Here is an 18,453-nt window from a genome sequence, read left to right as displayed (position 1 = left end):
CTAATTCTGGTCCACAAGTGATACGTATTGTTTTCTTTGCCACTTTCGCTCGATTTCAACACCATTTTGCGGATGACGTTTTTTATCTCTCGGGTTTGAAGATGGTAACGGACGATTTCCTTTTTCACGTAATACGCGCAGTTTCACCATTGTTTGTTTATAAGCTGGTGTACACGTATAAATGTCTGTTGCTGTTCCTGTTAAAATATTGATTGCCTCTTCATTTACTGTCGCATGCATCGGCAAATATAACTCATTTCCAGTTACACGATCTGTAACAAGCGCTTGTACTTTGATTTTTCCAAATGGTGATGCTAACTCTACAAGACCACCATCTTTCACATTGCGTTCTTTAGCAAGTTCAGGTGAAATTTCAACAAATACTTCAGACACTTTAGATAAAATACCAGCCGACTTATTCGTCATATTCCCTTCATGGAAATGCTCTAGCATACGGCCATTATTTAATAGTAAATCATACTCATCTGGTGCTATAACTGGCGGAACCCATTCATCTAGTGATAAACGTGCTAGTTTGTCTGGGAAGTTAAATCCATCTACATATAATAATGGTGTATCACTACCATCATGGCTACCCCAACATAAACTATTCCAGCCTTCTAGACGGTCGTACGTCGCTTGAGAGTATAACGGTGCAAGCGATGCAATTTCGTCCATAATTTCACTTGGACTTCCATAATTCCAGTCTCCGCCCAGTGCACGAGCTACTTTTTGTAAAATCCACCAATCTGGTTTTGAATCACCAAGCGGTTTCAATACTTCGTATAATCTTTGAATACGGCGCTCTGTATTCGTAAACGTTCCTTCTTTTTCTAAGCTTGGTGCTGCTGGTAAAATAACATCGGCGAAACGAGCTGTTTTCGATAAGAACATATCTTGAACAACAAGGAAGTCTAAATTCGCTAAAATATGTTGTACATGGTTGGCATTTGAATCTACTAAAGCCATTTCTTCTCCCATAACATACATACCACGCAGTTTTCCTTCTTCGGCCGCAAGTAACATTGCGATATTATTTAATCCCGGTTCTTTCGGAATGGTAGTACCGTATGCTTTTTCAAATTTCGCACGATGCACATCATCTGAAACTGCTTGGTAACCCGGAAGCCAGTTCGGTAATGTCGCCATATCACAAGCACCTTGTACGTTATTATGCCCGCGTAACGGATACGCACCGGCACCAGGACGACGGTAGTTACCTGTAACGAGAAGTAAATTTGAAATTGCTGCTGACGTTGTACTCCCTCCTGTATTTTGAGTTACACCCATTCCCCAAAGTACACAAGTACCATCTGCTTCATATACCATACGAGCCATTTCTTTTAACTGATCTTTAGAAATCCCTGTAATTCCCTCAGTATAATCAAGCGTATATTTTTCTAGCATTTTGCTATATTCATCAAAATTCTTTACATTTTCAGCTATGAACTTTTTATCGTGCCAATCTTGATCGATAATGTATTTCGTTATCCCAGCAAGCCATACATAATCCGTCCCTTGACTCGGGTGAACAAATATATCAGCACGCTCCGCCATTTCATGTTTACGAAGGTCTGCGACAATTAGTTTTTGTTCATGTAATTTATGAGCACGCTTCACTCTAGTTGCAAGTACAGGATGTCCTTCTGTTGGATTTGCCCCAACAATAATAACAAGACCTGCCTCAGCAATATCTTTCACTGTTCCAGCATCTCCGCCCATACCGACAGTTTTAAATAAACCGTCTGTTGCTGGAGATTGGCAATAACGGGAACAGTTATCTACATTATTTGTTCCATATATTTGACGAGCTAGTTTTTGCATAAGATAGTTTTCTTCATTTGTTACTTTCGAAGAAGAAATAAACCCAAACGCATCGCTACCATACTCTGATTTAATATGTTGCATATTAGATGCAACAACTTCAAGAGCCTCTTCCCATGAAGCCTCAACAAACATATCCCCTTGGCGAATTAACGGCTTTGTAATACGCTCTTCACTGTTCACAAAGTCCCATCCGAATTTTCCTTTTACACATGTGGAAATACCATTAACCGGTGCATCTGAAACAGGTTGCACTTTTAAAATTTGACGATCTTTCGTCCATACCTCAAATGAACAACCTACACCACAAAATGTACAAACTGTTTTTGTCTTATTAATTTTCGTCTTACGCATCGCGGACTCTACTTCTGAAACTGCTAAAATACTGCTATATCCAGGCTCTACATCTTTTACAAAATCAATCATTGGATTTAGCACATCTGGTTTTAAACCAGTCATAAATCCAGCTTCTCCTAGCATCGTTTTTTCCATTAATGCATTACAAGGACACACTGTTACACATTGCCCACAACTAACACAAGACGAGTCATTTATACTCACACCATTGTCCCAAATAACACGTGGACGGTCTAAACTCCAATCAATCGATAAAGTTTCATTTACTTGTAAATTTTGGCATACTTCTACACACTGCCCACAAGCAATACATTGATTTGGATCGTATCGATAGAATGGATGCGACGTATCCACTTCGCATGCACTTACTTTCGGTTCATATGGATATTTCTGTTCTTCAATCTCCATCATATGTACTGTATTATGGACTTTACAGTTACCATTATTATTATCACATACTGTACAATACAATAAATGATTCTCTAATATTCGATCCATCGCTTCAGTTTGTGCTTCCTTTGCACGTTCCGATTGCCTCTCAATATGCATGCCATCTTCCAACTTCGTCGAACAGGCACGTAGTAAACTTCCATTCACTTCTACAATACATGTATCACAAGTTTGAATAGGATCTACCTCTGGTACATGACAAATTTGAGGATGTTCTAAATTACTTTCGTTAAACAATTGGAGTATCGTCTTTTCACCTGATACGAAAAATTCTTTACCATCAACGGTTACACGGACTGTCTGTTCTGTCATAGTTTCCCCTCTCCTTACAACTAACTGTACAACACAATTATGAATCCGTTTTCATAATTGTGTTGTACATATTTTTGAAGCGCCCTGTTGAAATACTTTCCTTTGGAAGTCGATTCTAGATGTTATAAGGTATAACTACGAAAGCTTGAAAATGTCGCTATTCTACAAATCTATTATATCGTACATATACAATAATAACCAAAATAATCTGCCATCTTCTTGTTAGTAGATGCTTTTGTTTTTTCGATGTTTTATGATAAATATGGAGAAAAATACATATAAAGGGGAATTTAATATGGGGTCTATTCAAGAAACATATACAATTGTACGTTATCAATCTGGTACATTTTCAAAACAAACCGATGAGGTTGTTACGGAATCTCCTATTACAATTAAATTAAATAGCGAAGAATACGTAACAGTTGTATGCACTCCTAATTACATTGAAGATATGGTAACCGGTTTTTTAATTTCTGAAGGAATTATTTCTTCTTATAAAGATATTGAAGAATTATGGATCCAAAAAGAAAACGGAATTGTCCATGTAAAATCATCAAAAATTAATCCGCTCTATCAAACTTTATATAATAAACGGTACGTAACTTCTTGTTGCGGGAAAAGTAGACAAGGTTTTGTTTTCGTCAACGATGCAGCAAAAGCAAAAAAGTTACATGATATACATATAACTATTACTCCGGAAGAATGTTTTCACCTAATGACTTCCTTACAACAATCTTCAACTACATTTCGCCAAACGGGTGGTGTGCATAATACCGCTTTATGTGATCGAAATAACATTCTTTTATCAAGAATGGATATCGGAAGACATAATGCGCTAGATAAAATATACGGTCATTGTTTACGAAACAATATCTCTGTTCAAGGGAAAATCATTGCGTTTAGCGGACGCATCTCATCTGAAATTTTGTTAAAGGTTTCAAAAATAGGTTGCGAAATTGTTCTATCTAAATCAGCTCCAACTAAACTAGCATTGCAACTCGCCCACGATTTAGGTATTACCGTAGTAGGATTTATTCGAAATGGATCTTGCAATATTTATACACATCCGGAACGAATCGATGGCTACAAAATAAACGATTGAATACGTAAAAGAAAGTGAAAATTTAATCAGTGGAGGGGTTTCCCTCCCCACTGATTATTAGCCCAACCAATCGGGCTTTTACGGGCAATCCGAATCCCACGAATAATTGGATAAAAATTACTCCTTTACAAAGTGGGAATTTTAGTTATAAAAATGTAACATATTAAAACCTTGAATAGTTAATAAAGTTAATATATAATTTCATTACATAAAGTGAAACTATAATCAGTGGGGGGTTGTTCATCCCCCACTGATTATTAGCCTTCAGCAATCGGGCTTTTACGGGCAGCAGGGCTCCCACCTAACTTCTTTGCTCCAGCCGAATTTTGAGGTGAGAGTTTTACTGCCCGCAAATAGCGGGATAAATAAAATGAAAACATAGTAGCATAATCTTTTCATTCTTTTACAAATTAAGAAAGAATAGTCACAGAATACATTTAACTAAACTTAATCTTACAAAGTTAATGAATTAAATTTGAATCAATCTAGGAGGTTACAACTATGGAAATTCGCTTATTAACAACAGAGGATGCAGAAATTTATTTGAAAGTGTGTATGGAAGGTTTAATGAAAAACCCTGAGGCTTTTAGCTCTTCTTATGAAGATGTTCTTAAACAGGAAAACCCTGTCGCTGCTATGGCAAAGCGATTAAGCAATCCGGATAAGTATACTCTAGGTGTCTTCAAAGATAATGATTTAATCGGTATTGCTACTCTAGAAACAAAGCCATTTATTAAGCAAGAGCATAAGGCAAAAATCGGCTCAGTTTTTGTTTCTCCAAAAGCGCGTGGCCTCGGTGCAGGACGAGCTTTAATTAAAGCGATTATTGAAAATGCCGATAAATTACATGTAGAACAGCTTATGCTTGATGTTGTCGCTGATAACACTGCTGCAAAAAAATTATATGAGTCCCTCGGCTTCCAAACTTACGGTGTGCAAGAACGGTCCTTAAAACATAATGGCCAATATTGGGACGAAGAGCATATGGTTTTATTCTTAAATAATTAACATTTTAATATAATTTTTCAAAAGCATCTTCTTATTAATTAAGATGCTTTTTTCATTACAACAATGTAATCTTCATGTCACCTTTATCGATCGTTCCAATCCTTTCCATTCGTTATACTAAAAATATAAAGTGAAACTTTACTCAGTCGAAGTCTTTACCTCCACTGAGTATTAGCCCTCACCAATCGGGCGTTTATGGGCAGCCCGACTCCCATCTAACTTCTTCACATCCACTGAATTTTGAGATGGGAGTCTTACTGCCCCCAAATAGCTTGATAAAGTGAAACTTCACTCAGCGAGGAGGATCCGTCTCCCGCTAATTATTAAATGAACGTATAGCATGCAATTGATATGTAGAGGAGAATGTAACGTGAAACAAAACAAACAAGCTATCTTTTTAATATTTGCTACAGCAATTGTAACTTCTGGACTGGCAATTCTACCCTGGTTTATTATATAGAACACATTAAAAAAGCTTATTGCTTCTTAAGAAGCAATAAGCTTTTTTTCTATTATAAAATCCCGAAAAATTTATTTACACAACTTATCATAATAAGCATAGATACCGCAACACACATTACAATCGCATTACGATCTTGCTTTTCTTTTTGTAAACGTTCTACTTTTTTACTCATGTGTACAATCCCCTTTATATAAAAAAGTGTGAGATAGGAAATTTTTCTTATCCGATGCGAGGTGAATACGAAAACCCTCTCTATCTCACATACACAATAGAATGGAATTGTCATTTTATAAATAAAATGACATGACGTTATGTCGCAACATAGGGTATTTGTGTCGCTACGTTTTCTATTATAAAAAATAGTTGTGCAAAACTAGTGCATTTTTTATGTCAATTGCCCTGATTGAAAAAATCAGCCATCCATTCAATCACATAAAAAGAGTTTTTTATTATTTTCATGTAAACTATACAAGTAGAATGAATAGTTTGGGGTGCACAAGATTATGGTGAAAATTTTATTAGTAGACGATGAAGAACGTATGTTACGATTGTTAGATCTGTTCTTAAGCCCTCGTGGCTATTTTTGTATGAAAGCTACTTCTGGCCTTGAAGCGCTAGAATTAATCGAACAAAAGGACTTCGATATTATTTTATTAGATGTTATGATGCCGAATATGGATGGGTGGGATACTTGCTATCAAATCCGTCAAATTTCCAACGTTCCAATTATTATGCTAACAGCTCGCAACCAAAATTATGATATGGTCAAAGGTCTGACTATGGGAGCAGATGACTACATTACAAAACCATTCGATGAGCATGTATTAGTCGCGCGAATCGAGGCTATATTACGTCGCACAAAGAAAGATGGCTTTGTTAGCTTCAATGGTATTGAGTGGGATAAAACAAAACATACTGTTACAGTTTATGGTGAAAGAATCTCACTAACTCCTATTGAATTCTCGTTACTTGGACTATTTTTACAAAATATAAACCGCGTTTACAGCCGTGATGATTTAATTGAAAAAATTTGGGGATATCAAACAGACATCGAATACAGAACTATCGATTCACATATTCGTAATATCCGTGATAAATTACGCAAAAAAGAATTTCCAGTTGAAGATTACTTAGAAACCGTCTATAAAGTCGGATATAAATGGAAAAGTGAATAATTACTTTAATCAGTGGGGATGGATAAAACCCCACTGGTTAAAGTTTCACTCTATATGAAATAAGGTATGGTGAGAAAATGAGCAAACTTTCCCTTAAAGTTGGGACATACTTTTTAATATTAGCTTTATGTATTGAGACAATTGCTTTCGTATCTTTTTATAAAAGTCTTTCAAAAATGCGTGTTGAAGAGGAAACCGTTGCTCTATTAGAGAAAGGAAATCGCTATCGTGATACGATTGAACGGCGTGCCAAATGGAATGAATACGCTCAGCAAAAAAAACATGCTGAACGTTTCAAACGCCCTGAATCCCCCGATTTCTCTATTGAACATGCGGCTGAAGATTTAATGGAAACAGAAGCACTTACTAATTCTGATATAGCTATCGTTATAACTGATAGTAATGGCAAAATTACATCTGCCTCAGAAACAGTTACAAAAGATATGCAAAAACACCTTCATTGCAAAACACCACCTGTTACAAGAGATGGCTTAATAGTAGAAAAGAACTGGAAAAACTCAAAATCCATTTCAACAGTAAGCCCAATTAAAATAAAAGACTTTAACGGTAACTTACATATGTTCTTAAAAACATCCTTCTTAGAAAATATGTTAATGAGACTCATGAATCAGTTCATTATCGTTAGTGTTTTAACATTAATTTTAACAACTATTTCTGTCTTTGTTTTTTCTCGAGTTATTACGGATCCTCTTATAAAAATGAAAAGAGCAACAGAAAAAATTTCAAAATTAAATAAACCAATTAAATTAGGCATTAAGCGTAATGATGAACTTGGCAGTTTAGCTAAAACCATTGAAGAATTATCTAACGAGCTGACTTATATGAAAAAAGAACGAAACGAATTTCTCGCTAGTGTAGCGCATGAATTACTAACTCCATTAACCTATATGAAAGGTTATGCAAAGGTAGCAAAAAGAGATTCTCTAACGAAAGAAGAACGTGAAGAATACTTACAAATCATTGAAGATGAAACGGATAGTGTAACCGATCTCGTACAAGATTTATTTATGCTTGTACAATTAGAGCAACACCAGTTTGTTATAAAAAAACAAAAAGTAATTCTTAAACCATTTTTAGAACGAATGGTTGAAAAAACAAAAACAACATTAACAAACAAACAAATGCAACTACATGTACATTGCAAAGATGATTTAGAAGTTTGCATAGACGAAAGACGTATGGAACAAGTTATGTTAAATTTATTACACAATGCTTATCAACATTCACCAGAAAACACTTCTATAATAATACGTGTACTAACCAGTGCGAATACTTTTACAATAAGTGTACAAGATGAAGGTGAAGGTATTCCAAAAGAAGATATCCCACATGTTTTTGATCGCTTTTACCGTGTCGATAAATCCAGAACACGAGCTACAGGTGGAAAAGGTATCGGACTGGCTGTTGCAAAAGAAATTGTAGAACTTCATAATGGTTCTATTGAAGTTAAAAGCGAATTAGAAGTCGGAACAGAATTTATAATTGAATTACCATTTGTATAATATATGCGTGAAATCACCAGTAGCAGTCAACACTACTGGTGCTATTTTATTTATAAAACCAACTATTATAAGCTAAGCTTTTGAAATTATTCTTATTTCAATATAAAATATAGGTATAACTGTCAAAGATTTGGAGGGTGATACAATTGGATATCCATGTATTAACAAAAGACGAAGCAGAAATTTACTTAGAACTTCGAGTAGAAGGATTAAAACAAAATCCGGAAGCTTTCAGCTCTTCTTATGAAGATATTATTAATAAAGAGTGTGCTATTGAATATAAAGCCCAAAAATTAGCACAAGATGAGAACTATACACTAGGTGCATTTAAAGATGGCACTTTAATCGGAGTTGCAACACTGGAAACGAAACCATATGTAAAACAAGAACATAAAGCAAAAATCGGTTCAGTATACGTGTCTCCAAAAGCACGCGGACTTGGAGCGGGAAAAGCACTTATTAAAGAATGTCTTGAGCTTGCTAAATCTTTAGAAGTAGAGCAAGTTATGCTTGATGTTGTTGTCGGAAACGATGGTGCAAAAAAACTTTATGAGTCATTAGGCTTTAAAACATTTGGCGTGCAAGAACGTTCATTAAAATATAACGGACAATATTGGGATGAAGAGCATATGGTTCTTTTCCTAGATGAAGAAAAGTAATAAAAAAACATCCTCCATTTATGAGGATGTTTTTTTACTTTCTTGTAAACCATGCTGTATATAATAATTGAATGGCCTCTTCAATTTCTTCCTCTAATAAAGTCGCAAATCCAAGCAATACTGTACTTTTGGGAGAAGTCCCTTCCTTATAGTATATCGAAGCAGGATACACTTTAATACTCCTTTCAGCTGCAGCTTCCATTAATTCTTTCTCTTCCATCCCATTATGCACTTTTAATAAAATATGTAGGCCGGAATCTTCCCCTATTACTTCAATGCGATTAGAAAAATATTTTTCTAATCCCGAAACAAAACGGTCTCTCTTCTTTCGGTACACAACACGCATTTTATGAATATGTTTTTCCCAATGCCCGTCATTTAAAAATTTCCTAATGATCTCTTGATCTATTCTTGAAACGCTTTGTGTGTAAAATAAATATTGCTCTTGATACTGCTTAATGAGGGATTTTGGCAACACCATATAACTCATCCGTAATGATGGCAATAGCGCTTTAGAGAGCGTCCCCATATAAATTACTTTCCCATCTCTATCTAACCCTTGCAGCGCTGGAATCGGCTTTCCTGAATAACGGAATTCACTATCATAATCATCTTCAATAATATATCTTCCTTCATCTTTTTTTGACCATTGTAAGAGCTGCATCCTTCTCGTAATCGGCATAATCATCCCGCAAGGAAACTGATGCGAAGGTGTAACAAATACAACATTTGCATGGCTATCAGTTAACTGTGACATACAAATTCCATCTCCATCTAAAGATAACATTTGGACATTTTGTTCCCCTTGCTCAAAAACAACCATTTTCCGGTGGTACCCAGGATTCTCAACTGCATAACGACTTCCCTTTAACAGCTGAAATAACATTTTTACTAATATTTGCGTGCCCGCCCCTATTACAATTTGACTAGCTACGCATCGTACACCTCTAGATTCATACAAATAGCTCGCGATTGCTTCTCGTAAACTTACCTCCCCTTGCGGATGTCCAATAAAAAGTAAATCTTTATTTTCAAATTGCCATACCTCGTTCGTAATTTTTCGATATACATGAAGCGGAAAAGTACTAGTATCCACACCCGTTTGAGTGAAGTCAAATTTATACACCTGCTCTTGAAAAGGTACTTCCCCTATTACCTCTTCGCTACCTTCCACATAAATCATTTGCTCGATTTCACATACAAAATAACCTTTTCTAGAAATCGACTCAATATATCCTTCGGCAAGAAGTTGCTCATAAGCTGCCTCTACTGTATTTTTACTTACTTGTAAATATGTTGCTAGCTTCCTCTTAGCCGGTAATTTCGTAAAAGCCGGAATCGTTCCATCTTTAATCTCCTTTTTTATATACTCATACAATTGTACATACAATGCCGTCTTACTATTTGCATTCAAATTAGGCGTTAATTCTAACACAATAACTGACCCCTTTCAAAAACACATAACTGATACTTTTTACAGTACCAGAAGTTCTATATAATTCCTTTTATCATGTAACGCATTAATAATCAAATACTAGAGAGGAGATGCATGATAATGAACAAAATTAGACGTATTGGACTCATTATGATTATTACAGGAGCCACATTATGGGGATTATCTGGACCGATGATTCAATGGCTATTTCAACATACTAACGTATCATCACTTGATTTTTTAACAATTCGCTTGTTGCTTGCAGGAATATTTATTTTGTCTTTCTTACTAATAAAGAAACAAAACATATTTCAAATTTGGAAACACCCTAGACATTCTATACAGCTTATTATTTTCTCTATTCTTGGCATGCTCGGTGCGCAATACGCCTTTATCGAAACAGTTCATATTAGTAATGCGGTCACAGCAACACTCTTTCAATTTCTAGGCCCTGTTCTTATTACTATTTACGTTGCGTTTGAGCAAAAGAAATTCCCTGCTTCTATGCAAATACTAGCAATTATAACTGCTCTAACAGGGACGTACTTTATTATTACAAACGGTTCAATTGAAAATATTGTTTTATCTAAAGCAGCTATTACTTTCGGCCTACTAACAGCGATTGGTTTTGCGTTTTATACCCTTCATCCGGCTTCCCTTATTAAAGAATGCGGAACAACTATAGTAATTGGCTGGGGGATGTTAATTGGAGGGATTGCACTGCTTATTTGTAATCGTTCTTTTGGATGGAATCAGATTTCGCAAACTTTCACACTTCAAACTTTTTCTATGCTTATTCTTATCATTATAAGTGGCACTCTTTCTTTCCTTCTTTATATCGGGAGTCTTAAATATTTAGCAGCAACAGAAACAAGTATTTTATCTAGCATTGAACCACTTGTAGCTGCCATCGTTTCAATCGCTTGGCTTAATGAATCTTTTAGAGCATATCAATTATTAGGCGGAGTATGTATCGTCCTTTCTGTTATTTTCTTAACAATGCCTCAAAAAGAGAGAGAACCAACCTTTTCAACTGAACAAATATAAAGTGAAACTTTAATCAGTGGGGGGTTCCATCCCCCACTGATTATTAGCCCTCACCAATTGGGATAGAAAATGTCAAAAGAGGTCGTACAAAACTTACGACCTCTTTTTATGATTTAAAGGAATTGTCTCGTCTTCTAGCAAATACAATTACACTAACAATAAAAATTAGGAGTGTGGCACTATGAAAAAAATCGGAACTATGCTACTTTTCTCCTTCCTCATTACTGGCTGCGCGCAATCGCAACCCGATTCAACAGCACCTAAAAAAGAAGTAATAGAAACGTCATCCTCTCAAATTAACGCACCTTCCTTTTTTCACCTTAGTGTCTTAAAAGATGTAAATTGGGAAGAAGCACCATCATTCGTAGAAGGAAAAATACCGTTAAAAGGCATTGAAAGAAAAATTGCAATGGCTGATAGCTCTATTATCGCAAATGAGCAAAATGAAATAATGTGGTTCTTCCTGGATCCTGAAATGCCAACTGGAAAACTATCTATTATCGCGTTAAAACAAGGAACTACAACTCCAACACCAGTACTCTTTCAAAAAGAAACCTCCAAACAAACTTGGACTACTTCAAATACAGTCGATACAACCGTAAAGGAACTCCCTCTCGTAATGTCACTACCTTCATCTGGATTATGGGTATTAAACATATATGTGAATGAAAGATATTATGATCAATTTGTAATCAATGCCGAATAAAGTGACAAAACTGAAACACTTCCTTACAACAATGTAATTTCTACGTCACGTACTTCGATAGGTGGATTATCTCTCTTCTCTTATACTTAAAGTAAGAAATGACGCAAGGAGAGATGAGAGATGAAAAAAATGATAGAAGTGATCGTAGCAGTAACTGAGGTTTTAATAAATGGTAAACAAGTTGCAATGGAATTAAATAAAGTGAAACTTTATTCAGTGGGGGTTTTCCCCATCCCCCGCTGAATATTAGTTGAACCAATCGGGCTTTTACGGGCAGTGGATCTCCCAACTAACTTCCTTGCATCCACTGAATTTTGAGTTGGGAGTCTTACTGCCCGTTAATGCGGGATAAATAATGAAAGGGGCTTGAATAAATTTACACTTCTTCATTATTTTGATTTCTTATCTCAAAAAAAGCAGTGCCTTTTTAAGGCGCTGCTTTTGACTATTTATAACTTGGCATTTTCGTAATCTGTGCCACTCCTGAATCGATGGCTGCTTTCGCTACTACTTCTGCAACACTTGGAACAACTCTTTTATCTAATGGATTTGGAATTACATAATTCGCATTACGCTCTTCGTCCGTAATTATGTTAGCGATCCCATATGCTGCTGCTAATTTCATCTCTTCTGTAATATCAGTCGCGCGTACGTCTAATGCACCACGGAATATACCAGGGAACGCTAATACATTATTTACTTGATTTGAATAATCAGAACGACCAGTTCCAACTACAGCAGCTCCAGCCTCTAATGCATCTTCTGGGAATATTTCTGGAATTGGATTCGCCATTGCAAACACAATTTGTTTCTCGTTCATCGTCTGTATAAGTTCTTTCGTTAATACGTTTGGAGCAGATACACCGATGAAAATATCAGCTTGATGAATCGCTTCCTTTAATGTTCCACGTACATATTCTCGATTTGTCTTCTTTGAAACTTCGATTTGCGCTTCGTTCATCCATGTTTCACCTTCACAAACAATACCTTCTAAACTAACTAACGTAATGTGTTTTGCGCCAGCTTTTAATAATAATTTTCCAATTGCAATTCCTGCCGAACCCGCACCGTTAATAACAATTTTCACATCGTCCATTTGTTTACTTACAACTTTTAGTGCATTAATAACAGCTGCTAAAACGACAATAGCCGTCCCATGTTGATCATCATGGAATACAGGAATATTCGTTTCTTCTTTTAATCGTCTTTCAATTTCAAAGCAACGTGGTGCTGCAATATCTTCTAAATTAATTCCTGCAAATGTAGGCTCTAAATTTTTAACAAGGGTAACGATTTCATCCACATCAGTCGTCCCTAAACATAACGGGAAAGCATCTACATTCGCAAACTTTTTAAATAAAATACTTTTCCCTTCCATAACAGGCATAGCCGCTTTCGGTCCAATATTCCCTAAACCAAGTACTGCAGTTCCATCTGAAACAACTGCAACCATATTACCACGTGCTGTATAGTCATACGCTGTTTCTTCATCTGCCGCAATTGCTTTGCAAGACTCCGCTACACCTGGTGTATAAGTCAGGCTTAAATCATCCGCTGTATTTACTTCTACCTTACTTGTAATCTCAATTTTCCCTACTAACTCTTTATGCAATAACAATGATCTTTCATTAATTTGATTTTCTAACATACTTATAATCTCCCCTTAATTTGACAAGCTAGCTATATGAATATAGCTAGCTTGTTTGATCATGAAAACATTGTTAATAAGATTGTCGCTGTTACAACCATTGCTGCCCCGCCTAAACGCGTCGAAATTTGCGCAAATGGCATTAATTCCATACGATTTGAAGCTGATAAAATAGCAACATCTCCAGTTCCACCTAAACCGCTATGACATCCAGTTACAATCGCTGATTCAACTGGATACATTTTCATCACTTTTCCTATAAGAAAACCTGACGCTACCATTGTAAGAACAACCGATGCACAAACAACAACATATCCTACAGAAAGAACTGCTGCTACGTCTTTTAACGGAATATATAGCAATCCTAATCCGACCATTAATGGCCAAGTTAAATTCTTTGAAATAAATTTATATAAATGGAATGCTCCTTGTTCCATTTTTGCTGGCATTAATTTAAAGTATTTCACAAGTGCCGCTGAGAAAATCATAATGATTGCTCCTGGAATACCGATGAACTTAGAAGCAAATCCTCCAAAGATGAAGAACGTACACGCAATTAATAAACCTGCTCCCATTAATGAGAAGTCAATTGGCTTCTCTGTATTTTGTTCTTTTAATAACTCTGCTTGATTATCTGTTTTCACTAATACACCGTTACCACTAAGCTCAGGTCTCTTCTCACCTAAACGCTTCATATACCCTGCACTCACGATTGCAAACATATTCCCAATAATAGCTGCCGGAATAAGCTGTGATACAAACGTTGCTGATGATTCGTTTAAAATATCGCTGTAAGCTAGTGACAATGGTAAAATCCCTTCTCCAATACCACCACTCACAATAGGTACAATGATAAAGAAGAATGTCTGCTTCATTTCAAATCCAAATAGTGAGCCGACTAATAAGCCTACTGCTACAGAAGCTAACGTTCCTACTACTAAAGGAATAAACATGCGAACGAAACCTTGTACTAACACTTTCCGGTTCATTCCTAAAATACTTCCAACTACTAAACAAGAAATATATAAATATAAAAAGTTCGATTTTTTCATTAACATAGTGGCAGCTTCCATTGAAGCTGGATTCATCCAGTTAAAAAATACAAGTAACGATGGAATAAATAATGAGAGAATTGCTGGACCACCGATATTTTTTAATATTGGAATTCTCATTCCAATATCACCTAAGAAAATACCCATGATCATAATAACTGCAAAACCACCAATCATATCTGCTGGTAATTTATTATATACAGATGCTCCATAAATAATAGCAGCCAATACTACATATAACGGTAAAGGTATAACACCGATTTTAACGTTCATAATTTTAGAAGCGAAAGATTCATTTTTCAATTCATTGCCTTCAGAAAATGATACCGCTTCCACATTCTTTTGAATTCCCATATGGCACCCCCTTGTTTTCTTAATAACAATATTAAAACGCTTTCAATATTAAGAATAGTTTTTGTAAGTTTTGTAATTGGTTTTGTAATTAAAAAAAGTATAAGCGACTTATAATAAGCCGCTTATACGTAAAAGTCTATTTTATTCCGGTCAATACACCTTAATTTACTCACCGGTCTTCCCACATTTTGATACACCATTTCATTCTCTAATACTCCGATTTCAGTCAAAAACATTACATACTTTCGAATAGAAACTCTCGAAACCCCTACTAATTGCGCCATTTCATCAGTTGTAAATGCTTGTCCATTAAGCGATTCGATTTTCTGCCAAATTAGTTGCAACGTTTGCTTTGTTAACCCTTTTGGAAGCTCTTTAGTAACAAGAGCCTCTCTTTTGTCTTTTTGTAAAATTAGTGAATCTAGTTCCGATTGACTAATTTTTTGTTGTTCTTTCATGAAAGTAAATTTTTCTCGATACACCGTTAATGCTTCCTTAAAGCGTTCAAATGTAAATGGTTTAATTAAATAGTCTACAACTCCATATTGTAATGCTTTTTTAATACTTCCCATATCATGTACAGCTGAAATCATCATAATATCAATTTCTTTTTCTTGATTTCGAATATACATTAAAAGCTCAAATCCAGTCTCCTCAGGCATAAAAATATCAAGTAATATGAAGTCTACTCGTGACTTCTCTAACACTTCTATCGCTTCTTTAACTGAGTTAACTGCATGGACAAGTTCAAACCCTCCCACTTGCTCTAAATAGAGTGTATTTAACATCGCAACCATCGGATCATCTTCTACAATTAAAACTTTAATCATATTTGCTTCTCATCCCTACCTTTAGGTATTTCAATTGTTATCGTTGTTCCCTCTCCTAATAAGGAGGAAATGTCAATCTCCCCATTTATTCGCTGTATACTTTCTTTTACAAGATACAAACCATAACCGCGATTATCCCCTTTTGTGGAATAACCTTTTGTAAATAATGCATCCACTGCGTCTTCTTCTATACCTTTCCCCGTATCTTGCACTGTAATAGTTAATGCATTCTGATATTGTATCCCAACTTCAACTTGTTTCTTTTTGCAATGTATCACTGCCTCTAATGCATTATCTATTAAGTTCCCTACAATCGTAATAAGTTCATGAGTAATACTTTCATCATATATTTCCGGCAAGTAAGAATCTTCACTTATAATTAACTTTATATTTTTCTCCCTAGCATAGCTAAGTTTACCTAGTAAAAAACCAGCAAATACTGGACTTTTTATTCTTTTCATAACCCCACCAATTTCATATTGATGCTCTGATACCATGCCGCTTATATACTTTTGTAATTCTTCATATTGTTTCATATGTGTAAGCCCTAATACGACATGCATCTTATTCATAAACTCATGAGATTGTGCCCGTAATGCTTCCGCATATAGCCTAATACCAGTTAGTTCCTCGGCTAGTTTTCTAATCTCTGTTTTATCACGAAATGTTGCAATTGCGCCAACTATTTCTCCTTTTACATATAAAGGAACACGATTCGTCACAATCGTAATTCCATAAATATTTTGTTCTTCGTTTAATTGTACCTCTCCCGTTTGCAACACTTCTTTTATACGCGAATTTGGCATATACAACTCAACATCTTTACCAATAAAATCTTCTTCCAGTCCACTTTTTTTAAATAGCCGTTTCGCTTCATTATTAATTAATGTTACTCTCGCCTCTTTATCTACAGCAATAATGCCTTCTTTTACAGATTGTAACATCGTATTTCTTTCTTCAAGAATTTTCGCTATCCTGTGCGGCTCAAGACCGAATAAACTTTTCTTTATATGCCTAGCTAGCAATATTGCTCCTATAAGTCCGACTAATACTCCAACTCCGACACCGATATAAATAATATGTCTACTTTCCTTAACTCTCTCTTTTACATTATCTGCCGAGATACCAACGGCCACCGCGCCAAGTTGTTCACCTGTTTCAGAAAATATAGGTACAAACACTCGCATTGAAATACCTAAAGTTCCTTCTGCTAGCGATACATGTTCCTTTCCTTTCAATGCAGGCCCTTCATCTCCCCCAATAAAATGATGACCTATTTTTTGAGGATCTGGATGTGATTTTCTTATTCCATTCATGTCCATAACTACAATAAATTGAACACCTGTGTTTTTTAATATTCTATTTGTATACGTTTGAATTGCAGAAGTATCTGCTTTCCCAATCAAACCATCGATTACAATCGAATCATTCGCCACAATATGTGCAATTGTTTTCGCTTTCTCTGCCTGGCTATCCTCCGTTGTCCGCTCTACATTATGACTAATTAATATATCTGTAACAAGTAAAGAAAAAATTACAACTGTACAAACTAACAATGTAATCGTTTTCCATAAATTCCATAGTCTTTTTCTTTTTTTCATCCCGTTAATGACTCCCCTAATTACTGAATATAAAAATAAATAAGGTGATATTATTTTCACCTTACTTATTTGCTGTTATTATACTTTAAATTTACTAGTCATTGCTTGTAGTTCTTCGGCCATCTCAGCTAAGTTTTGCGAAGCCGAACTAATTTCTTTCATCGAATTTACTTGTTCTTCTGTTGAAGCTGCAACACTTTGCATACTAGCTGTATTTTCTTCTGCAGCCGCTGCAATTTCATCAATAGCGTTTGTCACTTCATTTGCATCTCCAGCGATTCTCTTCGTTGTTTCTACCATTTGATTAACTTGAGAAACAATATGAGTAGTAGAACTTAAAATTTCTGTAAAACTTACTTTCGTTTTTGTTACAACATCTAAGCCTTGTTGGACTTCCCCACTCACATTATCCATTGCCTTAACAGTATGTTCAATATCAGCCTTAATTTCTGCAATTAAATTTGCAATCTCTCCAGATGATTCTCCTGATTGCTCTGCTAATTTTCTAACTTCATCAGCTACAATAGCAAATCCTCTTCCCTGCTCACCTGCTCTTGCCGCCTCAATAGCCGCATTTAAAGCTAATAAGTTCGTCTGAGTAGCAATATTTTGAATTGCTTCAGAAATAGCTCCTACCTGCTTTGATTTCTCATCAAGAAGTTTAATAATAGCATCTGACTGGGATACCGACCTAGAAATAGACTGCATTTGTTTTGGCGGTTTGATATGAAACACCACCGATAATAAGTCCTGGTATAGTTAAAATAATAAAAAATGAAATGATTAATTTTTTCTTGATACTCATACATTTAACCCAGTTAAATATATTTTGCATAATAAACCTCCTTTGTGTAATGTGAATACTTGTGTAATTTTATACAAGTAACATACATAAAACAATATATAA

At 35.4% G+C, this 18,453-nt stretch carries 15 protein-coding genes and 1 pseudogene; 8 read left to right on the top strand and 8 right to left on the bottom strand.

What is annotated here, in order from left to right; translation table 11 throughout:
• Nucleotides 1–2,943, bottom strand: a complete 2,943-nt coding sequence (fdhF, locus tag ABH957_RS22635) for a formate dehydrogenase subunit alpha (RefSeq protein ID WP_242310850.1) — start codon at nucleotides 2,941–2,943, stop codon at nucleotides 1–3.
• Nucleotides 2,944–3,238: 295 nt separating this feature from the next.
• On the opposite strand from fdhF, the gene fdhD reads away from it, so the two are divergent.
• Together fdhD and ABH957_RS22625 are read left to right on the top strand one after the other, a co-directional pair.
• Complete coding sequence (fdhD, locus tag ABH957_RS22630) at nucleotides 3,239–4,045, top strand: formate dehydrogenase accessory sulfurtransferase FdhD (RefSeq protein WP_404448627.1); 807 nt, start codon at nucleotides 3,239–3,241, stop codon at nucleotides 4,043–4,045.
• Nucleotides 4,046–4,546: 501 nt separating this feature from the next.
• On the top strand, nucleotides 4,547–5,053 hold the full coding sequence (locus tag ABH957_RS22625; protein WP_002010444.1) for a GNAT family N-acetyltransferase: 507 nt from the start codon (nucleotides 4,547–4,549) through the stop codon (nucleotides 5,051–5,053).
• A 512-nt stretch (nucleotides 5,054–5,565) separates the two neighbouring features.
• Here the strand turns inward: ABH957_RS22625 and ABH957_RS22620 are convergent.
• Nucleotides 5,566–5,688 (bottom strand): hypothetical protein, encoded by a 123-nt coding sequence (locus ABH957_RS22620; RefSeq protein WP_002029704.1) that lies wholly within the window; start codon nucleotides 5,686–5,688, stop codon nucleotides 5,566–5,568.
• A gap of 331 nt (nucleotides 5,689–6,019) precedes the next feature.
• On the opposite strand from ABH957_RS22620, the gene ABH957_RS22615 reads away from it, so the two are divergent.
• From ABH957_RS22615 to ABH957_RS22605, 3 genes are all read left to right on the top strand, one after another.
• A complete protein-coding gene (locus ABH957_RS22615) occupies nucleotides 6,020–6,691 on the top strand; it encodes a response regulator transcription factor (protein ID WP_404457158.1) in 672 nt (223 codons plus the stop codon).
• 77 nt (nucleotides 6,692–6,768) lie between these two features.
• Nucleotides 6,769–8,214 carry a sensor histidine kinase gene (locus tag ABH957_RS22610; RefSeq protein WP_404448632.1) on the top strand — a complete coding sequence of 482 codons (1,446 nt, stop codon included), beginning with the start codon at nucleotides 6,769–6,771 and terminating at the stop codon, nucleotides 8,212–8,214.
• Between the two features lie 146 nt (nucleotides 8,215–8,360).
• Nucleotides 8,361–8,873, top strand: a complete 513-nt coding sequence (locus ABH957_RS22605; protein ID WP_002029700.1) for a GNAT family N-acetyltransferase — start codon at nucleotides 8,361–8,363, stop codon at nucleotides 8,871–8,873.
• Between the two features lie 34 nt (nucleotides 8,874–8,907).
• Here the strand turns inward: ABH957_RS22605 and pdxR are convergent, their stop codons facing one another.
• Nucleotides 8,908–10,308 carry a MocR-like pyridoxine biosynthesis transcription factor PdxR gene (pdxR, locus tag ABH957_RS22600; protein WP_404448634.1) on the bottom strand — a complete coding sequence of 467 codons (1,401 nt, stop codon included), beginning with the start codon at nucleotides 10,306–10,308 and terminating at the stop codon, nucleotides 8,908–8,910.
• Between the two features lie 120 nt (nucleotides 10,309–10,428).
• Between pdxR and ABH957_RS22595 the strand changes: the two genes are divergently transcribed.
• The 3 genes from ABH957_RS22595 to ABH957_RS22585 all read left to right on the top strand — a co-directional run bounded on the left by ABH957_RS22595 (nucleotide 10,429) and on the right by ABH957_RS22585 (nucleotide 12,304).
• Entirely contained in the window at nucleotides 10,429–11,355 is a 927-nt protein-coding gene (locus ABH957_RS22595) for a DMT family transporter (protein WP_404448636.1), read from the top strand.
• A 181-nt stretch (nucleotides 11,356–11,536) separates the two neighbouring features.
• Nucleotides 11,537–12,061 (top strand): DUF4871 domain-containing protein, encoded by a 525-nt coding sequence (locus ABH957_RS22590; protein WP_002029695.1) that lies wholly within the window; start codon nucleotides 11,537–11,539, stop codon nucleotides 12,059–12,061.
• A 120-nt stretch (nucleotides 12,062–12,181) separates the two neighbouring features.
• Entirely contained in the window at nucleotides 12,182–12,304 is a 123-nt protein-coding gene (locus ABH957_RS22585) for a hypothetical protein (protein ID WP_016093371.1), read from the top strand.
• Nucleotides 12,305–12,506: 202 nt separating this feature from the next.
• Here the strand turns inward: ABH957_RS22585 and ABH957_RS22580 are convergent, their stop codons facing one another.
• The 5 genes and pseudogenes from ABH957_RS22580 to ABH957_RS22560 form a co-directional block, all read right to left on the bottom strand.
• Complete coding sequence (locus ABH957_RS22580) at nucleotides 12,507–13,709, bottom strand: NAD(P)-dependent malic enzyme (RefSeq protein WP_404448639.1); 1,203 nt, start codon at nucleotides 13,707–13,709, stop codon at nucleotides 12,507–12,509.
• Between the two features lie 59 nt (nucleotides 13,710–13,768).
• Nucleotides 13,769–15,115, bottom strand: a complete 1,347-nt coding sequence (locus ABH957_RS22575; protein WP_404448641.1) for a 2-hydroxycarboxylate transporter family protein — start codon at nucleotides 15,113–15,115, stop codon at nucleotides 13,769–13,771.
• A gap of 122 nt (nucleotides 15,116–15,237) precedes the next feature.
• A complete protein-coding gene (locus tag ABH957_RS22570) occupies nucleotides 15,238–15,945 on the bottom strand; it encodes a response regulator (RefSeq protein ID WP_404448643.1) in 708 nt (235 codons plus the stop codon).
• The gene (locus ABH957_RS22565; RefSeq protein WP_404448645.1) at nucleotides 15,942–17,546 is read right to left on the bottom strand and encodes a sensor histidine kinase; all 1,605 of its coding nucleotides are present in this window, start codon (nucleotides 17,544–17,546) and stop codon (nucleotides 15,942–15,944) included. The genes ABH957_RS22570 and ABH957_RS22565 overlap by 4 nt, the downstream gene beginning before the upstream one ends.
• A 78-nt stretch (nucleotides 17,547–17,624) precedes the next feature.
• A pseudogene (locus ABH957_RS22560) lies at nucleotides 17,625–18,257 on the bottom strand (methyl-accepting chemotaxis protein); the annotation flags it as partial.
• Nucleotides 18,258–18,453: the final 196 nt, after the last annotated feature.

Source organism: Bacillus sp. RC242, assembly GCF_044908245.1.
GTDB lineage: Bacteria > Bacillota > Bacilli > Bacillales > Bacillaceae_G > Bacillus_A > Bacillus_A mycoides.
This window is presented reverse-complemented; position numbering and strand designations above follow the sequence as displayed.

What these genes read in the sequence shown, in the direction of transcription:
- fdhF (WP_242310850.1), bottom strand. Translation starts at nt 2,943, where the DNA reads ATGACAGAACAGACAGTCCGTGTAACCGTTGATGGTAAAGAATTTTTC.
- fdhD (WP_404448627.1), top strand. Translation starts at nt 3,239, where the DNA reads ATGGGGTCTATTCAAGAAACATATACAATTGTACGTTATCAATCTGGT.
- ABH957_RS22625 (WP_002010444.1), top strand. Translation starts at nt 4,547, where the DNA reads ATGGAAATTCGCTTATTAACAACAGAGGATGCAGAAATTTATTTGAAA.
- ABH957_RS22620 (WP_002029704.1), bottom strand. Translation starts at nt 5,688, where the DNA reads ATGAGTAAAAAAGTAGAACGTTTACAAAAAGAAAAGCAAGATCGTAAT.
- ABH957_RS22615 (WP_404457158.1), top strand. Translation starts at nt 6,020, where the DNA reads ATGGTGAAAATTTTATTAGTAGACGATGAAGAACGTATGTTACGATTG.
- ABH957_RS22610 (WP_404448632.1), top strand. Translation starts at nt 6,769, where the DNA reads ATGAGCAAACTTTCCCTTAAAGTTGGGACATACTTTTTAATATTAGCT.
- ABH957_RS22595 (WP_404448636.1), top strand. Translation starts at nt 10,429, where the DNA reads ATGAACAAAATTAGACGTATTGGACTCATTATGATTATTACAGGAGCC.
- ABH957_RS22590 (WP_002029695.1), top strand. Translation starts at nt 11,537, where the DNA reads ATGAAAAAAATCGGAACTATGCTACTTTTCTCCTTCCTCATTACTGGC.
- ABH957_RS22585 (WP_016093371.1), top strand. Translation starts at nt 12,182, where the DNA reads ATGAAAAAAATGATAGAAGTGATCGTAGCAGTAACTGAGGTTTTAATA.
- ABH957_RS22580 (WP_404448639.1), bottom strand. Translation starts at nt 13,709, where the DNA reads ATGTTAGAAAATCAAATTAATGAAAGATCATTGTTATTGCATAAAGAG.
- ABH957_RS22575 (WP_404448641.1), bottom strand. Translation starts at nt 15,115, where the DNA reads ATGGGAATTCAAAAGAATGTGGAAGCGGTATCATTTTCTGAAGGCAAT.
- ABH957_RS22570 (WP_404448643.1), bottom strand. Translation starts at nt 15,945, where the DNA reads ATGATTAAAGTTTTAATTGTAGAAGATGATCCGATGGTTGCGATGTTA.
- ABH957_RS22565 (WP_404448645.1), bottom strand. Translation starts at nt 17,546, where the DNA reads ATGAAAAAAAGAAAAAGACTATGGAATTTATGGAAAACGATTACATTG.